We start from the raw sequence: 18,321 nt of genomic DNA, 5'->3' as shown, positions 1-18,321 counted from the left end.
AGCGTTAGGCAGCCGCCAAGGGCGACTGCCCGTAAGGCTTAGATGTAGCGGATCAGGTATTCCACCCGGGTGGCGATCGGCCCGGCGCTGGCGGTGCCGGTGGCGTAGTAATGAGCCGAGTAATTGAACGTGGCCGCACCGTTGGCCAACTGCTGAGGAATGGTGTTCTGCTCACCCTGGGGGCGTCCGATGTGGATTGCGCCGTTGTTGGCATTGCGCAACTGCACATGGACGTTGGTGGCGCCGCCGGGATCGGGTTTCAGTCGGCCACTGGCCGGATCAACGCTGCTGCCGGTGAGAAATTCGATGTCGATGCGCCCGCTAGGTGGGTTGCAACCGGTCAGCCGGATCTGAAATGCACTGCCCAGGTAGGTGTTGCCCACAGACCCCAGGTCGTCGGTGCGCGCCGGGCGCATGGCGACGGTGAAGTTGTTGGCCCCGGAGCCGCCGTTGATGGTGCAGGTCTGGGCAAACACGTTGCCGGTGAAGGTAATGCGGCCGTCGCGGGCCTGGGCAGTACTGGTCATGGCAGCAAGTAACGACAGGGAAAATACTGCGCCAAGTGTGGATTTGATCATGTGGGTACCGTATAGCAATGTTCAGTGGGTGTTTGAGTGTTCCTGGTTCGGCTTTCAAATAAACAGCAGGCATAAAGTTGGATATATTGAAAGCGCCGTGATTATGGAGTGAGTCGCACGGTTTTAATGTAGGAGCACCTTGGGGAGAATCTGTGGCTTGAATTGTCAGGGAATGTAGGAATAACGCTAAGTCTGGAACTCGTTAGTGCAAACTTATGCGCGCTCAGGCGCGAACTTGAGCATTAATTTGGATCCACACTCGTGGACGCTGGGTAGTGCCATATAGAAACGGCGGCAGCGGCACAGGTTTGACGCTGGCCCAAGGGACGGGTATAAACCGCCTTCACTTGCATCAAGGCCTTTTCCCATGAGTTTCAGCCCACTTATCCGACAGCTGATCGACGCATTGCGCATCTTGCCTGGCGTCGGCCAGAAAACCGCCCAACGCATGGCCTTGCAACTACTTGAGCGTGATCGCAGTGGGGGTACCCGTTTGGCCCAGGCCTTGAACCAGGCCATGGAAGGGGTGGGCCATTGCCGTCAGTGCCGGACCCTGACCGAGCAGGCGTTGTGCCCGCAGTGTTCCGATCCGCGCCGCGATGACACGCTGCTGTGCGTGGTGGAAGGGCCGATGGATGTCTATGCCGTAGAGCAAACCGGTTATCGCGGTCGCTACTTTGTGCTCAAGGGCCACCTGTCGCCGCTTGATGGCTTGGGCCCGGAAGCCATCGGCATTCCGCAACTGATGACCCGGATCGAGGAGCAGGGCAGCTTCACCGAGGTGATCCTCGCCACCAACCCAACGGTGGAAGGTGAAGCGACCGCCCATTACATCGCCCAGTTGCTGGCCGACAAAGGCTTGGTCGCTTCGCGGATTGCCCACGGTGTGCCGTTGGGCGGTGAACTGGAGTTGGTCGATGGCGGTACCCTGGCGCATTCGTTTGCCGGGCGCAAACCGATCTCGCTGTAACCCCGCGATACTGTCAATACTCGCTCAGCGAGAACTCGGTCAGGCAGAAGGTCGGCACACCAGCGTCGTTCAGGCGCTGTGAGCCACCCAGCTCCGGCAGGTCGATGATCGCTGCCGCCTCGAGCACCTGCGCACCCATGCGTCGTACCAGCTTGGTGGCGGCCAGCAAGGTGCCACCGGTGGCAATCAGGTCATCGAAAATCAGCACCGAGTCGCCTTCACAGAGGCTGTCGGCGTGCACTTCGAGGAAGGCTTCGCCGTACTCGGTCTGATAACCCTCGGCGAGCACATCGGCCGGCAGCTTGCCCTGCTTGCGAAACAGGATCAGCGGCTTGTTCAGTTGGTGGGCGATGATCGAGCCGATCAGAAAGCCGCGCGCATCCATGGCGCCGATATGGCTGAAGTCGGTTTCGACGTAGCGTTCGATAAAGGCATCGGCGACATGGCGCAGGCCGCGCGGCGACTGGAACAGCGGGGTGATGTCGCGAAAGATCACGCCCGGCTTGGGGAAGTCCGGTACCGGGCGGATCAGGGCTTTGAGGTTGAAGGTGTCGCTAGGCATGGGGCGGGTATCCTGAAAAAACCACTGCCCGCCAGTATACCTGTTATCCGCAGGGTCAGCTTTCCAGCGAACCACCGGCCAGGGCGCACAGTTGGATCGGGTCAAGGATATGGATTTCCTTGCCTTCGGCCTGGATCAGGCCGTTCTGCTGGAAGCGCGTGAACACCCGCGAGACGGTCTCGACCGCCAGGCCCAGGTAGTTGCCGATCTCGTTGCGCGACATGCTCAGGCGGAACTGATTGGCCGAGTAGCCACGGGCACGGAAGCGCGCCGAGAGGTTGACCAGGAAGGTGGCGATGCGTTCATCGGCGGTCTTTTTCGACAGCAGCAGCATCATCTGCTGATCGTCGCGAATCTCGCGGCTCATCACCCGCATCAACTGGCGACGCAGCTGGGGCAGTTGCACCGACAGCTCGTCCAGGCGTTCGAAGGGGATTTCGCAGACCGACGTGGTTTCCTGGGCCTGGGCCGACACCGGGTAGGCTTCGGTGTCCATGCCGGACAGGCCGACCAGCTCGCTGGGCAGGTGGAAGCCGGTGATCTGCTCCTCACCACTGTCGCTCAGGCTGAAGGTTTTCAGGGCGCCGGAGCGCACCGCATAGACCGAGCCGAAATTGTCGCCCTGGCGGAACAGAAACTCGCCTTTTTTCAGCGGACGCCCGCGTTTGACGATTTCATCCAGTGCATCCATGTCTTCCAAGTTCAGCGACAAGGGCAGGCACAGAGGCGCCAGGCTGCAATCCTTGCAATGGGCCTGGTTATGGGGGCGCAGTTTGACTGGCTCGGACATTTCTTCAATCCTTGTGGGAAAGCACACATAAGCCGTAAGGGTAACCCAGGCTAGGGTGTTTCGGCCAGCTTGGACGATTGTGCCGTTTGCAGATGCACGCTTGCGCTGTTCGGGCCGAGGGGCTCGCAGCCTGTGCGCTGCAGAGCCTTCGAGCGCTGTTTGACCCAGGTTTTACTGGGCCAAACGGGAAAAGCCTGCGACAAAAAACCTCAGTATTCAGATAACCCGAGAGAAACGCTGGCGGTTGTGCAGGTCCAGGTAAGCGTCGAACACCATGCACACCGAGCGCACCAGCAGCCGCCCGGCAGGCAGCACTTTGATGCTTTCGTTGCTCAGCTCGATCAGCCCGTCCTTGTGCATGGCTTGCAGGGCAGGCCACTGGTCCTTGAAGTAGCCGCGAAAATCGATGGTGAACGCCCGTTCGATGGTCTCGAAGTCCAGTTCGAAATGGCAGATCAACTGCTGGATCACCGCCCGGCGCAGGCGATCATCGTCGTTGCAGATCAGGCCGCGGCTGGTGGCCAGCTGGGCCGTGGACAGGGTGTCCTGGTAGGTGTTGAGGTCGCTGCTGTTCTGGCAGTAAAGGTCGCCGATCTGGCTGATCGCCGAGACCCCGAGGCCGATCAGGTCGCAATGGCCGTGGGTGGTGTAGCCCTGGAAGTTGCGTTGCAGGGTGGATTCTTCCTGAGCGATCGCCAGCTCGTCATCGGGCAGGGCGAAGTGGTCCATGCCGATGTACACGTAACCGGCGGCGGTCAGTTGCTCGATGGTGTTGTGGAGCATTTCCAGTTTTGCTGCCGGGGCCGGCAACTCGCTGCTGTCGATGCGCCGCTGGGGCATGAAGCGCTCCGGCAGGTGGGCATAGTTGAACACCGAGAGACGGTCCGGTTGCAGCTTGATCACTTCTTCGACGGTGCGGGCGAAGCCTTCCGGCGTCTGCTTGGGCAGGCCGTAGATCAGGTCGAGGTTGATCGAGCGAAATTGCAGGGTGCGCGCCGCTTCGATGATCGCCCGGGTTTGCTCCAGGCTCTGCAGGCGGTTGATCGCTCGCTGCACCACCGGATCGAGGTCCTGGACGCCGAGGCTGACGCGGTTGAAACCCAGTTCACGAAGCAGTCCCATGGTCGACCAGTCGGCCTCGCGCGGGTCGATCTCGATGCCGTAGTCACCGGAGTCGTCGTCCAGCAGATTGAAGTGCTGGCGCAGGTGGGCCATCAACTGGCGCAGTTCGACGTGGCTTAAAAAGGTCGGGGTGCCGCCGCCAAAGTGCAACTGCTCGACGGTCTGCTTGGGGTCGAGGTGGCAGGCGATCAGCTGGATTTCCTGCTCCAGGCGCTGCAGGTAGGGCGCGGCGCGGCCTCGGTCCTTGGTGATGACCTTGTTGCAGGCGCAGTAGTAGCAGATGTTGGCGCAGAACGGCACATGTACATAGATCGACAGTGGGCGAACGGCACGACGGCTGTCACGCAGGGCGTGCAGCAGGTCGAAAGAGCCAACTTCGCTGTGCAGTTGCACCGCGGTCGGGTAGGAGGTGTAGCGTGGGCCGGCCAGGTCGTAGCGGCGAATCAGGTCGGAGTCCCAACGAAGAACGTCGAGCATGCGGGCAGTCCCCAGAAAGAGCAGCAGTGTCCGGAGTCTAGGGAGCGCGGGGCAAACCCGTGTTGATTTGTATCAACGCCGCTTCAGTGGCCCATCAGCCAGTGCTGGTGCGGCCCTGGCAGGGTCCACAGGCCGAACAGCATGACCAGCACGCCACCAGCGATGCGCACGCCACGCTGGCGCAGCAGGGCGCTGGTGCGTTCGGCGGCAAGGCCGGTTGCCAGCAGCACCGGCCAGGTGCCCAGGCCGAAGGCCAGCATCAACAGCGCGCTGTCGGCGGCATTGCCCTGGCTAGCCGCCCACAGCAGCGTGCTGTACACCAGCCCGCATGGCAGCCAGCCCCATAGGGCGCCGAGCAGCAGGGCACGCGGCAGGCTGGACACCGGCAGCAGGCGGTTGGCCACGGGCTGGATATGCCGCCACAGGCCACGGCCCAGGCTTTCGATGCGGGTCAGGCCGCTCCACCAGCCGGCCAGGTACAGGCCCATGCTGATCAGCAGCAGGGCCGCCAATACGCGCATGGCGGTCGCCACCGGGCTGTTGGCAACCGCCCAGCCGGCGAGGCCGAGCAACAGGCCGGCCAGGGCGTAACTGAGGATGCGTCCCAGGTTGTAGGCCAGCAGCAGGCGAAAACGCCGGCTGCGTTGCTCCTTGGGAATGGCCAGGGTCAGCGCGCCCATCAGGCCGCCGCACATGCCCAGGCAGTGGCCACCACCGAGCAGGCCTAGGATCAACGCTGAGCTGAGCAGGGGCAGAAGTTCAGTCACGAGGCGGCGTACCGTCGTCGGGTTTCTTGCCGTCGGCCTCGTCCATGGCCGCCTGGTGCTGGGGGTCCTGATCGTCGAACAGGATGCTGTGGGCCGGGCCGTCGAGGTCGTCGTACTGGCCGCTGTCCACTGCCCAGAAGAAGATGTAGATGGCGATGGCGACGATCAGCAGGGCGGCCGGGATCATGATGTAAAGCGCGGGCATGGGGGCTCCTGGTCAGGCCGTCGCGGGATGCGTGGCGGTGGCTGGCGCATGGCTGGCCGGCAGGCCGCTGACGCGGGTCAGGCGCAGGGCATTGAGGACCACGATCAGCGAGCTGACCGACATGCCGACCGCCGCCCAGATTGGCGTGATCCAGCCCAGCGCGGCAAACGGCAGCATGACGCCATTATACGCCGAGGCCCACAGCAGGTTCTCGATAATGATCCGTCGTGTGCGTCGGGCCAGGCTGAAGGCCTGGACCAGGGCGTCCAGACGGTTGGACAGCAGCACCGCGTCGGCGCAGGTCTTCGCCAGGTCGGTGGCCGAGCCCATGGCAATGCTGATGTCGGCAGCCGCCAGGATCGGCACATCATTGACCCCGTCTCCGAGCATCAGCACCTTGCGCCCTTGCTGCTGCAGGTGCTTGAGTTTCTCCAGCTTGTCATCTGGGCGCAGGCCGCCAATAGCCTGGTCGATCTGCAGTTCGGCGGCCACGCTCTGGACCATCGGCGAGCTGTCGCCGGACAACAACAGGGTTTGCCAGCCACGGGCGCGGCAGGCAGCCAGCAGGTCGGCGGCGTCGCTGCGCAGGCGGTCGTCGAGGACGAACCAGGCCAGCGGGCCCTGCTGGTCACCGAGCAGCAGCCATTGCCCGGCTTCGTCCGGCATCGCCGGTGCCCGGGTGCCACTGAGCGCGCAGACAAAACCCGCTTCGCCGATGCGTAGCTGCTGCCCGCCAACCTTGCCTTCCAGACCCAGGCCAGGCATTGCCTGAACGTCATCGGCGGCCTGGCTGGCACGGCCGAAAGCACGGGCGATGGGGTGTTCGGAGCGGTTCTCGAGGGCGGCGGCGAGCATCAGGCAACGGTCGGCGTCGGTGTCCGCCAGGGGACGAATCGCCCGCAGGGTCAGGCGGCCTTCGGTGAGGGTGCCGGTCTTGTCGAAGATCACCGTGTCGATCTGGTTCAAGCCTTCCAGCACGTGGCCGCGGGTCAGCAGCAGGCCAAGCTTGTGCAGGGTGCCGGTGGCAGCGGTCAGCGCGGTTGGAGTGGCCAGCGACAGGGCGCAGGGGCAGGTGGCAACCAGCATGGCGAGGACGATCCAGAACGCCCGCGACGGGTCGATCTGCCACCAGAGCAGGCCGATGGCGGCGGAGGCGATCAGGGTGAACAGCAAAAACCATTGCGAGGCGCGGTCGGCGATTTCCGCCAGGCGCGGTTTTTCCGACTGCGCCCGCTCCAGCAGGCGGACGATGGCCGACAGCCGGGTGTCCTGGCCCAGGGCCTGGACTTCGACGGTCAGTGCGCTTTCGACGTTAAGGGTGCCGGCAGTGACTGCGTCGCCGGCGCTGCGCGGTTGTGGCAGGTATTCACCGGTCAGCAGCGATTCGTCGATGCTCGACTGGCCGCTGACGATGCGCCCGTCGGCAGGAATGACATGACCGGGTTGGATCAGCACGCAGTCTTTCAGGCGCAGTTCGCTGAGCAGGATCCGCTCGCTCTGCCCGGCGAAGCCCAGGCGCAGGCACGAAGCCGGCAGGAGGTTGACCAGTTGCGCGGTGGCGGCGGCCGTGCGCTCGCGGGCGCGGCGTTCCAGATAGCGCCCGGCCAGCAGGAACAGGGCAAACATGCCCACGGCGTCGAAGTACAGCTCGCCGCTGCCGGTGATCGCGGTCCAGATCCCGGCACCGTAAGCCAGGCCGATGGCCAGTGAGACCGAGACGTCCATGGTCAGGTGGCGCGTGCGCAAATCGCGGGCGGCGCCGCGAAAGAACGGTGCGCAGCTATAAAACACGATCGGCGTGGTGAGGAACATCGCGACCCAGCGCAGGATGGTATGCAACTCGGGACTGAGGTCGATGTTGAATTCCGGCCAGGTAGCCATGGTCGCCATCATCGCCTGGAACCACAACAACCCGGCGACGCCCAGCTGACGCAGGGCGGTGCGGTTTTCGCTGGCCAGCTGTTCGGCGGCGCGATCGGCCTGGTAGGGGTGAGCGGCGTAGCCGATATGGCGCAGCTCGGCGAGCAGCTTGGACAGTGGCAACTGGCTGTCGGCCCAGCTGACCTGCAGGCGGTGGTTGGACAGGTTCAGTCGCGCCTCGGCCACGGCCGGCAGGTTGCGCAGGTGCTTTTCGATCAGCCAGCCGCAGGCGGCGCAGCTGATACCTTCGATCAGCAAGGTGGTTTCGGCCAGTTCGCCACTGTGGCGCACGAAGGGCTTTTGCACATCGGCGCGGTCATACAAGGCCAGTTCGTCGACCAGTTGCTGGGGCAGGGCGTCGGGGTTGGCGCTGGCTTCACTGCGGTGCTGGTAATAGCTTTCCAGGTTGCCGGCGACGATGGCTTCGGCCACCGCCTGGCAGCCCGGACAGCAGAACGCCCGTGGCTGGCCAAGTACCACGGCGGTGAAGTGGCTGCCGGCAGGCACGGGCAGGGCGCAGTGGTAGCAGGGCGTGGGGCTGGTCATGGTGTCAGTCGCAAGGATTGGTGTTGGGCTCATCGCGGGTCAAGCCCGCTCCCACAGCGGGCCGTGGGAGCGGGCTTGACCCGCGATCAGCAACGACTCATTTCTCGAGGTGTTCAGCCCCTTGCAGCGCCTCGTCACCGAGTACCAGGGTCTTGTCGTGAGCGACTTCCTCTTCCTCGAACAGGCGCCATACATGCTCATCCTGGCTGCCCAGCAGCTCGACGAAACGCCGGCCTTCAACCTTATCGCTGAGTTGGCCCAGGTAGCGCCCGGCTTCGCTCTCGCTGCGGGTCAGGACGATCTTGCGGTCCTTCTCCGGCTGGGTCGGCGAGATCAGGTTCAGCTCCAGGGTTCGCGGCATGCTGTTGCCGGTCAGGCGCAGGTCGACTTCGCCGGTCAGTTCGTCCAGGTGCACGCTGGCCTTGAGGTTGAGGGTCTGGGCTAGCAGTTCACGGTCCAGCGAGCGGTTGATGCCTTTACCAGCCTCGTAGTAGTTGTCGTTGACCAGGTTGTCCGGGTTGTTCACCGCAATGGTCACCATGGTCAGGCTCAGGGTCACCGAAGTGGCCAGCACGCCGATGATGATCCACGGCCAGAGGTGCTTGTACCAAGGGCTAGCGGCAGTTGCAGAAGGCATGGGCTCAGTCTCTTATCGAATTTGCGGGCCGATGAAGCGGCTCTTGGCTTCAACCTGGGTGGCGCTGTCGTCAGCGTCCTTGAGGGTGAAGATGACTTCGTTGGTGGTCGACGGCAGTTGCTCCGGAGCCATCGACAATTGCACTGGCAGGCTGACGATATCGCCGGCGGCGACGCGGATTTCCCGTGCACCCTCAAGCTTGAGGTCTGGCAGGCCACCCGCTTCGAGCACGTAGACGTGGTCGCGCTGATCCTTGTTCATGACCTTCAGGCTGTAGACGTTCTCGATCCGCCCCTGGGCGTTCTCGCGGTACAGCACACGGTCCTTGCTGACGTCGAAACCGACCAGTGAACGCATGACGAAGGCGCTGGCCAGCAGGCCGATCATCGCCAGCAACACCACGGCATAGCCGATCAGGCGCGGACGCACCATGTGGGTCTTCTGTCCCGACAGGTTGTGCTCGGTGGTGTAGCTGATCAGGCCTTTGGGGTAGTTCATCTTGTCCATGATGGTGTCGCAGGCATCGATGCAGGCGGCGCAGCCGATACATTCGATCTGCAGGCCGTCACGGATGTCGATGCCGGTCGGGCACACCTGTACGCACATGGTGCAATCGATGCAGTCGCCCAGGCCCTTGGCTTTGTAGTCGAGGTCTTTCTTGCGCGGGCCGCGGGTTTCGCCGCGGCGCGGGTCGTAGGAGACGATCAGGGTGTCCTTGTCGAACATCACGCTCTGGAAGCGCGCATACGGGCACATGTACACGCACACCTGCTCACGCAGCCAGCCGGCGTTGCCATAGGTGGCCAGGGTGAAGAAACCGACCCAGAAGTAGGCCCAGCCGTCGGCCTGGCCGGTGAAGAACTCGATGACCAGCTCGCGGATCGGCGAGAAGTAGCCGACGAAGGTCATGCCGGTGACAAAGCCGATGCTCAGCCACAGGCTGTGCTTGGCCAGCTTGCGCAGGAACTTGTTGCCGCTCATCGGCGCCCTGTCGAGTTTCATGCGCTGGTTGCGGTCGCCTTCGGTGACTTTTTCGCACCACATGAAGATCCAGGTCCACACGCTTTGCGGGCAGGTATAACCGCACCAGACACGGCCAGCGTAGACGGTGATGAAGAACAGGCCGAAGGCGGCGACGATCAACAGGCCTGAGAGCAGGATGAAATCCTGGGGCCAGATGGTGGTGCCGAAAATGTAGAACTTGCGCTCCGGCAGGTTCCACCAGACGGCCTGGTGGCCACCCCAGTTCAGCCACACCGTACCGAAGTACAGCAGGAACAGGAAGGCGCCGCCGAGCATGCGCAGGTTGCGGAACACGCCGGTGAAGGCGCGGGTGTAGATCTTTTCTCGCGAGGCATAGAGATCGACGCTGCTGTTGTCTTTACTGGCAGGCGGGGTGACGTCATGTACCGGAATCTGCTTGCTCATCATTGAGTCCCACGGCAGTGGTGAAGTGCCGCGACCAGTACATGCCGGCCGCAGTCGGAAGCTTGCTGCTCTAGGGCGCATGATACGCCTGTGTTGCGAGTAGGGGGGAGGGGTGCGACCTTTGGCCGCGTTGGGGAATTGCAGGTAATAGTGTATTGGCCTGTGTCAATTGACGCAGGTCATGGCTAGGGGCGGGGGTCTATAAAAAAGCCCCGGCAGTTTTACTGCCGGGGCTTTTGCCAGCTGGGCGAATTACTTCGCTTCAGCGGTTTTCTCAGGCTGGTGCGACAGGCTGTAGACATAGGCCGCCAGCAAGTGGACCTTGTCGTTGCCCTGGATCGCTTCCTGGGCAGGCATCTGGCCCTGACGGCCGTAACGGATGGTCTGCTGCAGTTGGGCGAAGCTCGAACCGTAGATGAACGCGGTCGGGTGGGTCAGGTCAGGCGCGCCCATGGCCGGGGTGCCCTTGCCTTCAGGGCCGTGGCAGGCCACGCAGTTGGTGGCAAACAGCTTCTGGCCGTTGGCAGGGTCCGCTTTGGCGTCCTTGGGCAGGGAACGACCATCGAGGTTGGTCAGCACGTAGGCGGCAACGTCGGCAACACCTTGTTCGCCGATGACTTCGGCCCAGGCCGGCATCACCCCGTGACGACCGCCCATGATGGTGGTCTTGATGGTTTCCGGCTCGCCGCCCCAACGCCAGTCGTTGTCGGTGAGGTTGGGGAAGCCGTAGGAGCCCTTGGCGTCGGAGCCATGGCACACCGCACAGTTGGAGGCGAACAGACGGCCGCCCATCTTCAGCGCTTGCGGGTCTTTGGCAACTTCTTCAATAGGCATCGACGCGAATTTGGCGAAGATCGGCCCGAACTTGGCGTCCGAGCGGGCCATTTCCTTCTCCCACTCGTGTACGCCGGTCCAGCCGGCCTGGCCGTTGGCAAATGCGGTCTTGTTGTCGTTGTCCAGGTACTGGTAGCCCGGCAGCAGGCCTTTCCAGTTACCCAGGCCCGGGTACAGCACCAGGTAGCCCAGGGCGAAAACGATGGTGCCGACGAACAGCATGAACCACCATTTTGGCAGCGGGTTGTCATACTCCTCGATGCCGTCGTAGGCGTGGCCCACGGTTTCTTCGGTGGTTTCGCTGCGCTGGCCCTTGCGGGTGGACAGCAGCAGCCAGGTCAGGGCGAAGATGGTACCCAGACTCAAAACGGTGACGTACAGACTCCAGAAGGTAGTCATTCGTTGTTACTCCTAGACGCTTTCGCTTGCGCTTGCTCGACGTGCTTGCTGGCTTCGGGATCATCCGCGAAGGGCAGCATGGTCGCTTCGTCGAACTCGGACTTGCGCCGAGAACTGAACACCCACAACGCCAGGCCGATAAAGGCCACCATCACCACGACGGTGCCCAGGCCACGAATCATCCCGATATCCATCAATGTCACCGTTTGCTTTTGATGATGGTGCCCAGGCCTTGCAGGTAGGCAACCAGGGCGTCCATTTCAGTCTTGCCCTTGACCGCGTCGCGGGCACCGGCGATGTCTTCATCGGTGTACGGCGTGCCGAGGGTGCGCAGGACTTCCATCTTCTTCACCGTGTCCTTGCCATCGAGCTTGTTCTCCACCAGCCATGGGTAGGCCGGCATCTTCGACTCGGGCACGACGTTGCGCGGGTTGTACAGGTGAGCACGGTGCCAGTCGTCGGAGTAACGACCGCCGACGCGGGCCAGGTCCGGGCCGGTACGCTTGGAACCCCAGAGGAACGGGTGGTCCCAGACGCTTTCACCAGCGACCGAGTAGTGGCCGTAGCGTTCGGTCTCGGCGCGGAACGGACGGATCATCTGCGAGTGGCACTGCACGCAGCCTTCGCGGATGTAGATGTCGCGGCCTTCGAGCTCCAGCGCGGTCCGCGGCTTCATGCCCTCGACCGGCTTGTTGGTAACGTCCTGGAAGAACAGCGGGACGATCTGGGTCAGGCCGCCGATACTCACGGCGATGACCATGAAGAAGGCCAGCAGGCCGATATTCTTCTCGACTACTTCGTGCTTCATCAGTGAGCTCCAACTACAGCGATCTGAGCGGCGGCTTCAGCTTCGGCCGGCTTCGAGGCGCGGACAGTACGGAAAACGTTGTACGCCATCAGCAGCATGCCGGAGGCGAAGAACGCACCGCCCAGGGCACGGACGATAAAGCCCGGGTGGCTGGCTTGCAGGGCTTCGACGAAGGAGTAGGTGAGGGTGCCGTCGTCGTTGATTGCACGCCACATCAGGCCTTGAGTGATGCCGTTGACCCACATCGAAGAGATGTACAGCACGGTACCGATGGTCGCCAGCCAGAAGTGCGCGTTGATCAGGCCGGTGCTGTGCATCTGCTCGCGGCCGTAGACCTTCGGAATCATGTGGTACAGGGCGCCGATCGAGATCATCGCTACCCAGCCAAGCGCGCCGGCGTGGACGTGGCCGACGGTCCAGTCGGTGTAGTGCGACAGCGAGTTGACGGTCTTGATCGCCATCATCGGACCTTCGAAGGTCGACATGCCGTAGAACGCCAGCGAGACCACGAGGAAACGCAGGATCGGGTCGGTGCGCAGCTTATGCCAGGCGCCCGAGAGGGTCATCATGCCGTTGATCATGCCGCCCCAGCTTGGCGCCAGGAGGATGATCGACATGGCCATGCCCAGCGACTGTGCCCAATCCGGCAGGGCGGTGTAGTGCAGGTGGTGCGGGCCTGCCCAGATGTACAGGGTGATCAGTGCCCAGAAGTGCACGATCGACAGGCGATAGGAGTAGATCGGGCGCTCGGCCTGTTTCGGCACGAAGTAGTACATCATGCCGAGGAAGCCGGTGGTCAGGAAGAAGCCTACGGCGTTGTGGCCGTACCACCACTGGATCATCGCATCGGTGGCACCCGAATACGCCGAGTAGGACTTGAACAGGCTGACCGGCAACGAGGCGTGGTTGACGATGTGCAGCATCGCGGTCACCACGATGAAGGCACCGTAGAACCAGTTACCCACATAGATGTGCTTGGTCTTGCGCTTGACGATGGTGCCGAAGAACACCACACCGTAGGTGACCCAGACGATCGCCAGCAAAATGGCGATCGGCCATTCCAGCTCGGCGTATTCCTTGGTCGTGGTGTAGCCCAGCGGCAAGGTAATGAGCGCACCGACGATCACCGCTTGCCAACCCCAGAAGGTGAAGGCCGCGAGGCTGTCGGAAATCAGTCGCGTCTGGCAGGTTCGCTGCACGACATAGTAGGAAGTGGCAAACAGTGCACAACCACCGAAGGCGAAGATCACCAGGTTGGTGTGCAGCGGGCGGAGGCGTCCGAAGCTCGTCCATGGCAGGTCCAGGTTCAGCTGGGGCCAGACCAGTTGCGAGGCGATGAAGACACCAAGCCCCATGCCAAGGATCCCCCAGACCACCGTCATGATGGCGAACTGGCGGACGACCTTATAGTTATAAGCAGTCGGACTGATTGCTGTGCTCATTCTAAGGTTCCACGGTTTGGGTGTTTTTATAGGGTAAAAATCGGCGCAAGTATGTATAAACCGTGTGGTTATTGCAACGCGATGGCGCCCGCGCCGATCCTTGCCAAAGCCTGTTCCACGGCGGTTTCGAGCCTTTGTGGCGGGCAAATTGTACACAATTAATTATTTGATATGTGTACCAAAAATTGATTTTTCGTCTAAGGCAAAGACTTCCGATGCGTGCTTGCTCAGTGCCGTTCATCACTCGCTTGCAGGCGCTTAGGTCGGCCCCATCAGCCTTTGCGCAGAACCGCTGGCGAAAAATGCCCCAAAAAGGTGCAAACACACCGGCTGTTTCAGTCGCTGTGGCAACAAGCTTAGTTGTGATCGAGGGGGGTGCAAGGCGGGGGTAGGGCAGGGTGCGACACTTGGTCGCAAGGGGCGAAGGGAACCGCCGCATCGGGTGCCGATGCGGCGGTTTGAGTCAAGGCTCAGTTACTCAATCGTTTTACTTGGCAGACAGGGTTTCACCTTGTGCAGGTTCGTCCTGGGACAGGCTGTAGACATAGGCGGCCAGCAGGTGGACTTTGTCGTTGCCCTGGATCGCTTCCTGGGCAGGCATCTGGCCCTGACGGCCGTAACGGATGGTCTGCTGCAGTTGGGCGAAGCTCGAACCGTAGATGAACGCGGTCGGGTGGGTCAGGTCCGGAGCGCCCATGGCCGGGGTACCCTTGCCTGCAGGGCCGTGGCAGGCCACACAGGTGGTGGCGAAGAGTTTCTCGCCATTGACTGGGTCGGCCTTCGCTTCCTGAGGCAGGGTGCGGCCATTGAGGCCGGTCAGCACGTAGGCGGCAACGTCGGCAACGCCTTGTTCACCAATCACGTCGGCCCAGGCCGGCATCACCCCGTGACGACCGCCCATGATCGATGCCTTGATGGTTTCCGGCTCGCCGCCCCAGCGCCAGTCCTTGTCGGTGAGGTTAGGGAAGCCATAGGCACCCTTGGCGTCGGAACCGTGGCAGACGGCGCAGTTGGAGGCGAACAGACGGCCACCCATTTTCAGCGCTTGCGGGTCCTTGGCCACTTCTTCCACCGGCATGGCGGCGAACTTGGCGAAGATCGGTCCGAACTTGGCGTCGGCCTTGTTCATTTCCTTTTGCCATTCGTTGGTCTGGGTCCAGCCGTCTTCATAGCCCGGCAGGATGCCTTTCCAGTTGCCCAGGCCCGGGTAGAGGATCAGGTAGCCGACCGAAAACACCAGGGTGCCGACGAACAGCCAGAACCACCACTTGGGCAGCGGGTTGTCGTACTCCTCGATGCCGTCGAAGCTGTGGCCCATGGTCTGGTCGGTGGTGCCTTTGGTTTCGCCCTTGCGGGTGCCCAGCAGCAGCCAGGTCAGGCCGATCAGGCTACCGATGGTCAGTACGCAGATGTACGTACTCCAGAAGGTGGTCATTGCCCGTTACTCCTCGGTTCGGGTTCGTTGGCGGCAGGTGCCAGGCGGTCGTCGGCGAACGGCAGCAGGCTGGCTTCGGCGAATTCACGGTCACGCCGGCCGTTGAACACCCACAGCGACAGGCCGATGAAGGCGATGGCCACCAGCAGGGTGCCCAGGCCTCGCAGTTGGCCGATATCCAGTGTGAAGTCCATGGCGCTTACCTCTTGTTCTTGATCGCGGTGCCAAGCACCTGCAGGTAGGCGACCAGCGCGTCCATTTCGGTCTTGCCCTTGAGCGACTCCACCGCGCCGCTGATGTCGGCATCGGTGTACGGCACGCCGAGGGTGCGCATGGTGCTCAGCTTGGTCTCGGTGTGGCTGCTGTCGACCGGGTTGGCGACCAGCCATGGGTAGGCCGGCATCTTCGACTCGGGCACGACGTTGCGCGGGTTGTACAGGTGCGCACGGTGCCAGTCATCGGAGTAGCGGCCACCGACGCGGGCCAGGTCCGGACCGGTACGCTTGGAGCCCCAGAGGAACGGGTGGTCCCAGACGCTTTCACCGGCCACCGAGTAGTGGCCGTAGCGCTCGGTCTCGGCGCGGAACGGACGGATCATCTGCGAGTGGCACTGCACGCAGCCTTCGCGGATGTAGATGTCGCGGCCTTCCAGTTGCAGCGCGGTGTAGGGCTTCATGCCTTCCACCGGCTTGTTGGTGACGTCCTGGAAGAACAGCGGCACGATCTGGGTCAGGCCGCCGATGCTGACGGCAAACACCATCAACAGCACCAGCAGGAAGACGTTCTTCTCGATTACTTCGTGTTTCATCAGGGTCTCCTCAGGCCAGCTGCGCGGCGGCAGGGGCGGTCGCGGCCACCGGAGCACGCACGGTGCGCCAGGTGTTGTAGGCCATCAGCAACATGCCGGTGAGGAAGATCGCCCCGCCGACGAAGCGCACGATGAAGCCTGGGTGGCTGGCCACCAGGGTTTCGACGAAGGAGTAGGTCAGCGTGCCGTCTTCGTTGACTGCGCGCCACATCAGGCCCTGGGCAATGCCGTTGACCCACATCGAGGCGATGTAGAGCACGGTGCCGATGGTCGCCAGCCAGAAGTGCGCGTTGATCAGGCCGAGGCTGTACATCTGCTCGCGGCCAAACACTTTCGGGATCATGTGGTACAGGGCGCCGATCGAGATCATCGCGACCCAGCCAAGTGCGCCGGCGTGAACGTGGCCGATGGTCCAGTCGGTGTAGTGCGACAGGGCGTTGACGGTCTTGATTGCCATCATCGGGCCTTCGAAGGTCGACATGCCGTAGAACGCCAGCGAGACCACGAGGAAACGCAGGATCGGGTCGCTGCGCAGCTTATGCCAGGCGCCCGAGAGGGTCATCATGCCGTTGATCATGCCGCCCCAGCTTGGCGCCAGGAGGATCAGCGACATGATCATGCCCAGCGACTGCGCCCAGTCGGGCAGGGCGGTGTAGTGCAGGTGGTGCGGGCCTGCCCAGATGTACAGGGTGATCAGTGCCCAGAAGTGCACAATCGACAGGCGATAGGAATACACCGGACGCTCGGCCTGTTTCGGCACGAAGTAGTACATCATGCCGAGGAAGCCTGCGGTCAGGAAGAAGCCTACGGCGTTGTGGCCGTACCACCACTGGACCATGGCGTCGGTGGCGCCACCGTACAGCGAGTAGGACTTGGTCAGGCTGACCGGGATTTCCAGGTTGTTGACGATATGCAGGATCGCCACGGTGATGATGAACGCACCGAAGAACCAGTTACCCACATAAATGTGCTTGGTGGTGCGCTTCATCAGCGTGCCGAAGAACACCACGGCATAGGCCACCCAGACAATGGTGATCAGAATGTCGATCGGCCATTCCAGTTCGGCGTATTCCTTGGAACTGGTATAACCCAGCGGCAGGCTGATGGCAGCCAGCAGGATCACCAATTGCCAGGCCCAGAAGGTGAAAGCTGCCAGGCGTGGCGAGAACAGGGTGGTCTGGCAGGTGCGCTGGACCGAATAGTAGGAAGCGGCGAACAGTGCGCAACCACCGAAGGCGAAGATCACCGCGTTGGTGTGCAAGGGTCGCAGGCGGCCGAAGCTGGTCCAGGGGAGGTCGAAGTTGAGCGAAGGCCAGACGAGTTGTGCGGCGAGAAAAACGCCGAGCCCCATCCCGACGATTCCCCACACCACCGTCATAATGGCGAATTGGCGGACCACCTTGTAGTTGTAGGCGGTACTGCTGGTTGTGTTCATGTATGGGTTCCCATCCACGGTTATAGGCAGACTAAACAGCGAGGCAAGCATGAGTAATGGGCAACTGGCCGGTATTGACGGGGATCAATGGGCGCGGCTGGTCAAAAGCCGTGGCTGGCTGTGGAATGCCCCGCAAAATCAGGGGGATGGCCAGCATTTGGGGTGCCTGATCCTGGCCCACGGCGCGGGTGCGCCGATGGACAGCGGGTTCATGGAAGAAATGGCGCAAAGGCTGGCGGAACAAGGGCTGGGGGTGCTGCGCTTCGAGTTTCCCTACATGGCCCAGCGCCGCGTAGATGGTGGCAAAAGGCCGCCAAATCCCCAGGCCAAATTGCTCGAATGCTGGCGTGAGGTGTATGCGCAGGTGCGACCATTGGTCACTGGGCCGTTGGCCATTGGCGGCAAGTCCATGGGCGGGCGCATGGCCAGCCTTCTGGTCGACGAATTGGGCGCCGATGCATTGGTGTGCCTGGGCTATCCCTTCTATGCTGCGGGCAAACCGGAAAAACCACGGGTGGCGCATCTGGCCGAGTTGAAGACACCAACCCTGATCATTCAGGGTGAGCGCGATGCCTTGGGCAATCGGCAGACGGTGGAAGCTTATCAGCTGTCTTCAGCGATCGAGCTGTGCTGGCTGCAGGCGGGCGATCATGACTTGAAGCCGCTGAAGGCTTCGGGGTTCAGCCATGGCGATCATCTGGCGACGGCGGCGCAGAGGATCATAGGGTTTTTGTAGGAGCGGGCTTGCCCCGCGATCAGAGAGTGGCCATACCCCCCTAATCGCGGGGCAGCCCGCTCCTACAGTCGCGATGCTTGTGGCTGCTTAGCCGCGATACTCGCACAGGTAGGCAGTATCAACCGCTACCTTGAGCTGGAACTTGCTGTTGGCCGGGACATTGAACTGGCTGCCGGCGGTGAAGGTTTCCCAGTTGTCGCTGTCAGGCAGCTTGACGGTCAACGCACCGGACACCACGTGCATGATTTCGCGCTGGGCAGTGCCGAACTCGTATTCGCCCGGGGCCATCACGCCAACCGTGGCCGGACCTTCAGCGGTGCCGAAGGCGATCGACTTGACCGTGCCATCAAAGTACTCGTTGACTTTAAACATGGGCGACTCCTGAACAGGGGCTAAAAAGGCAGGCCAGTATGCCCAAGGCC

General features: G+C 62.4%; 20 protein-coding genes. 2 read left to right on the top strand and 18 right to left on the bottom strand.

Annotated features, from left to right (window positions below; translation table 11 throughout):
- Positions 1–38: 38 nt before the first annotated feature.
- Positions 39–578: a fimbrial protein gene (locus F8N82_RS16530; protein WP_052251549.1), complete on the bottom strand. Its 540-nt coding sequence runs from the start codon at positions 576–578 to the stop codon at positions 39–41.
- 367 nt (positions 579–945) lie between these two features.
- On the opposite strand from F8N82_RS16530, the gene recR reads away from it, so the two are divergent.
- Positions 946–1,548, top strand: a complete 603-nt coding sequence (recR, locus tag F8N82_RS16525; RefSeq protein ID WP_038996276.1) for a recombination mediator RecR — start codon at positions 946–948, stop codon at positions 1,546–1,548.
- Positions 1,549–1,561: 13 nt separating this feature from the next.
- Here the strand turns inward: recR and F8N82_RS16520 are convergent, their stop codons facing one another.
- The 16 genes from F8N82_RS16520 to ccoN (F8N82_RS16445) form a co-directional block, all read right to left on the bottom strand.
- A complete protein-coding gene (locus tag F8N82_RS16520; protein ID WP_038996275.1) occupies positions 1,562–2,110 on the bottom strand; it encodes an adenine phosphoribosyltransferase in 549 nt (182 codons plus the stop codon).
- Positions 2,111–2,165: 55 nt separating this feature from the next.
- Positions 2,166–2,900 (bottom strand): Crp/Fnr family transcriptional regulator FnrA, encoded by a 735-nt coding sequence (gene fnrA / locus F8N82_RS16515; RefSeq protein ID WP_010226003.1) that lies wholly within the window; start codon positions 2,898–2,900, stop codon positions 2,166–2,168.
- 216 nt (positions 2,901–3,116) lie between these two features.
- The gene (gene hemN, locus F8N82_RS16510; protein WP_038996273.1) at positions 3,117–4,499 is read right to left on the bottom strand and encodes an oxygen-independent coproporphyrinogen III oxidase; all 1,383 of its coding nucleotides are present in this window, start codon (positions 4,497–4,499) and stop codon (positions 3,117–3,119) included.
- Positions 4,500–4,582: 83 nt separating this feature from the next.
- Positions 4,583–5,266, bottom strand: coding sequence for a sulfite exporter TauE/SafE family protein (locus tag F8N82_RS16505; RefSeq protein ID WP_038996272.1), 684 nt, complete (start codon positions 5,264–5,266; stop codon positions 4,583–4,585).
- Positions 5,259–5,471 carry a cbb3-type cytochrome oxidase assembly protein CcoS gene (gene ccoS / locus F8N82_RS16500; protein WP_010225999.1) on the bottom strand — a complete coding sequence of 71 codons (213 nt, stop codon included), beginning with the start codon at positions 5,469–5,471 and terminating at the stop codon, positions 5,259–5,261. Before ccoS ends, F8N82_RS16505 begins: the two co-directional genes overlap by 8 nt.
- 12 nt (positions 5,472–5,483) lie before the next feature.
- Positions 5,484–7,937, bottom strand: coding sequence for a heavy metal translocating P-type ATPase (locus tag F8N82_RS16495; protein WP_038996271.1), 2,454 nt, complete (start codon positions 7,935–7,937; stop codon positions 5,484–5,486).
- Positions 7,938–8,034: 97 nt separating this feature from the next.
- The gene (locus F8N82_RS16490) at positions 8,035–8,574 is read right to left on the bottom strand and encodes a FixH family protein (RefSeq protein WP_038996270.1); all 540 of its coding nucleotides are present in this window, start codon (positions 8,572–8,574) and stop codon (positions 8,035–8,037) included.
- A 12-nt stretch (positions 8,575–8,586) separates the two neighbouring features.
- Positions 8,587–10,002, bottom strand: a complete 1,416-nt coding sequence (gene ccoG, locus F8N82_RS16485; protein ID WP_038996268.1) for a cytochrome c oxidase accessory protein CcoG — start codon at positions 10,000–10,002, stop codon at positions 8,587–8,589.
- Between the two features lie 252 nt (positions 10,003–10,254).
- Positions 10,255–11,235, bottom strand: coding sequence for a cytochrome-c oxidase, cbb3-type subunit III (ccoP, locus tag F8N82_RS16480; RefSeq protein WP_038996267.1), 981 nt, complete (start codon positions 11,233–11,235; stop codon positions 10,255–10,257).
- Entirely contained in the window at positions 11,232–11,429 is a 198-nt protein-coding gene (locus F8N82_RS16475) for a CcoQ/FixQ family Cbb3-type cytochrome c oxidase assembly chaperone (protein WP_010225992.1), read from the bottom strand. The genes ccoP (F8N82_RS16480) and F8N82_RS16475 overlap by 4 nt, the downstream gene beginning before the upstream one ends.
- Positions 11,430–11,434: 5 nt before the next feature.
- A complete protein-coding gene (gene ccoO, locus F8N82_RS16470; RefSeq protein ID WP_036994387.1) occupies positions 11,435–12,043 on the bottom strand; it encodes a cytochrome-c oxidase, cbb3-type subunit II in 609 nt (202 codons plus the stop codon).
- The gene (gene ccoN / locus F8N82_RS16465) at positions 12,043–13,485 is read right to left on the bottom strand and encodes a cytochrome-c oxidase, cbb3-type subunit I (RefSeq protein WP_038993873.1); all 1,443 of its coding nucleotides are present in this window, start codon (positions 13,483–13,485) and stop codon (positions 12,043–12,045) included. Before ccoN (F8N82_RS16465) ends, ccoO (F8N82_RS16470) begins: the two co-directional genes overlap by 1 nt.
- Positions 13,486–13,972: 487 nt before the next feature.
- Positions 13,973–14,920 (bottom strand): cytochrome-c oxidase, cbb3-type subunit III, encoded by a 948-nt coding sequence (gene ccoP, locus F8N82_RS16460; protein WP_038996266.1) that lies wholly within the window; start codon positions 14,918–14,920, stop codon positions 13,973–13,975.
- Positions 14,917–15,114: a cbb3-type cytochrome oxidase subunit 3 gene (locus F8N82_RS16455; protein ID WP_010225988.1), complete on the bottom strand. Its 198-nt coding sequence runs from the start codon at positions 15,112–15,114 to the stop codon at positions 14,917–14,919. Before F8N82_RS16455 ends, ccoP (F8N82_RS16460) begins: the two co-directional genes overlap by 4 nt.
- 5 nt (positions 15,115–15,119) lie before the next feature.
- Positions 15,120–15,728 carry a cytochrome-c oxidase, cbb3-type subunit II gene (ccoO, locus tag F8N82_RS16450; RefSeq protein WP_038996265.1) on the bottom strand — a complete coding sequence of 203 codons (609 nt, stop codon included), beginning with the start codon at positions 15,726–15,728 and terminating at the stop codon, positions 15,120–15,122.
- Positions 15,729–15,738: 10 nt separating this feature from the next.
- Positions 15,739–17,163, bottom strand: a complete 1,425-nt coding sequence (ccoN, locus tag F8N82_RS16445; protein WP_038996264.1) for a cytochrome-c oxidase, cbb3-type subunit I — start codon at positions 17,161–17,163, stop codon at positions 15,739–15,741.
- 49 nt (positions 17,164–17,212) lie between these two features.
- On the opposite strand from ccoN (F8N82_RS16445), the gene F8N82_RS16440 reads away from it, so the two are divergent.
- The gene (locus tag F8N82_RS16440; RefSeq protein WP_038996263.1) at positions 17,213–17,899 is read left to right on the top strand and encodes an alpha/beta family hydrolase; all 687 of its coding nucleotides are present in this window, start codon (positions 17,213–17,215) and stop codon (positions 17,897–17,899) included.
- A gap of 87 nt (positions 17,900–17,986) precedes the next feature.
- Here the strand turns inward: F8N82_RS16440 and F8N82_RS16435 are convergent, their stop codons facing one another.
- Positions 17,987–18,271, bottom strand: coding sequence for a pyrimidine/purine nucleoside phosphorylase (locus F8N82_RS16435; protein WP_038996262.1), 285 nt, complete (start codon positions 18,269–18,271; stop codon positions 17,987–17,989).
- Between the last annotated feature and the right edge of the window lie 50 nt (positions 18,272–18,321).

Origin of the sequence: Pseudomonas fluorescens, from assembly GCF_902497775.2 — a bacterium.
GTDB lineage: Bacteria > Pseudomonadota > Gammaproteobacteria > Pseudomonadales > Pseudomonadaceae > Aquipseudomonas > Aquipseudomonas putida_F.
The sequence above is the reverse complement of the archived record's forward strand: the minus strand, read 5'-3'. Positions and strand labels throughout refer to the sequence as shown.

What these genes read in the sequence shown, in the direction of transcription:
- F8N82_RS16530 (WP_052251549.1), bottom strand. Translation starts at nt 578, where the DNA reads ATGATCAAATCCACACTTGGCGCAGTATTTTCCCTGTCGTTACTTGCT.
- recR (WP_038996276.1), top strand. Translation starts at nt 946, where the DNA reads ATGAGTTTCAGCCCACTTATCCGACAGCTGATCGACGCATTGCGCATC.
- F8N82_RS16520 (WP_038996275.1), bottom strand. Translation starts at nt 2,110, where the DNA reads ATGCCTAGCGACACCTTCAACCTCAAAGCCCTGATCCGCCCGGTACCG.
- fnrA (WP_010226003.1), bottom strand. Translation starts at nt 2,900, where the DNA reads ATGTCCGAGCCAGTCAAACTGCGCCCCCATAACCAGGCCCATTGCAAG.
- hemN (WP_038996273.1), bottom strand. Translation starts at nt 4,499, where the DNA reads ATGCTCGACGTTCTTCGTTGGGACTCCGACCTGATTCGCCGCTACGAC.
- ccoS (WP_010225999.1), bottom strand. Translation starts at nt 5,471, where the DNA reads ATGCCCGCGCTTTACATCATGATCCCGGCCGCCCTGCTGATCGTCGCC.
- F8N82_RS16495 (WP_038996271.1), bottom strand. Translation starts at nt 7,937, where the DNA reads ATGACCAGCCCCACGCCCTGCTACCACTGCGCCCTGCCCGTGCCTGCC.
- F8N82_RS16490 (WP_038996270.1), bottom strand. Translation starts at nt 8,574, where the DNA reads ATGCCTTCTGCAACTGCCGCTAGCCCTTGGTACAAGCACCTCTGGCCG.
- ccoG (WP_038996268.1), bottom strand. Translation starts at nt 10,002, where the DNA reads ATGAGCAAGCAGATTCCGGTACATGACGTCACCCCGCCTGCCAGTAAA.
- ccoP (WP_038996267.1), bottom strand. Translation starts at nt 11,235, where the DNA reads ATGACTACCTTCTGGAGTCTGTACGTCACCGTTTTGAGTCTGGGTACC.
- F8N82_RS16475 (WP_010225992.1), bottom strand. Translation starts at nt 11,429, where the DNA reads ATGGATATCGGGATGATTCGTGGCCTGGGCACCGTCGTGGTGATGGTG.
- ccoO (WP_036994387.1), bottom strand. Translation starts at nt 12,043, where the DNA reads ATGAAGCACGAAGTAGTCGAGAAGAATATCGGCCTGCTGGCCTTCTTC.
- ccoN (WP_038993873.1), bottom strand. Translation starts at nt 13,485, where the DNA reads ATGAGCACAGCAATCAGTCCGACTGCTTATAACTATAAGGTCGTCCGC.
- ccoP (WP_038996266.1), bottom strand. Translation starts at nt 14,920, where the DNA reads ATGACCACCTTCTGGAGTACGTACATCTGCGTACTGACCATCGGTAGC.
- F8N82_RS16455 (WP_010225988.1), bottom strand. Translation starts at nt 15,114, where the DNA reads ATGGACTTCACACTGGATATCGGCCAACTGCGAGGCCTGGGCACCCTG.
- ccoO (WP_038996265.1), bottom strand. Translation starts at nt 15,728, where the DNA reads ATGAAACACGAAGTAATCGAGAAGAACGTCTTCCTGCTGGTGCTGTTG.
- ccoN (WP_038996264.1), bottom strand. Translation starts at nt 17,163, where the DNA reads ATGAACACAACCAGCAGTACCGCCTACAACTACAAGGTGGTCCGCCAA.
- F8N82_RS16440 (WP_038996263.1), top strand. Translation starts at nt 17,213, where the DNA reads ATGAGTAATGGGCAACTGGCCGGTATTGACGGGGATCAATGGGCGCGG.
- F8N82_RS16435 (WP_038996262.1), bottom strand. Translation starts at nt 18,271, where the DNA reads ATGTTTAAAGTCAACGAGTACTTTGATGGCACGGTCAAGTCGATCGCC.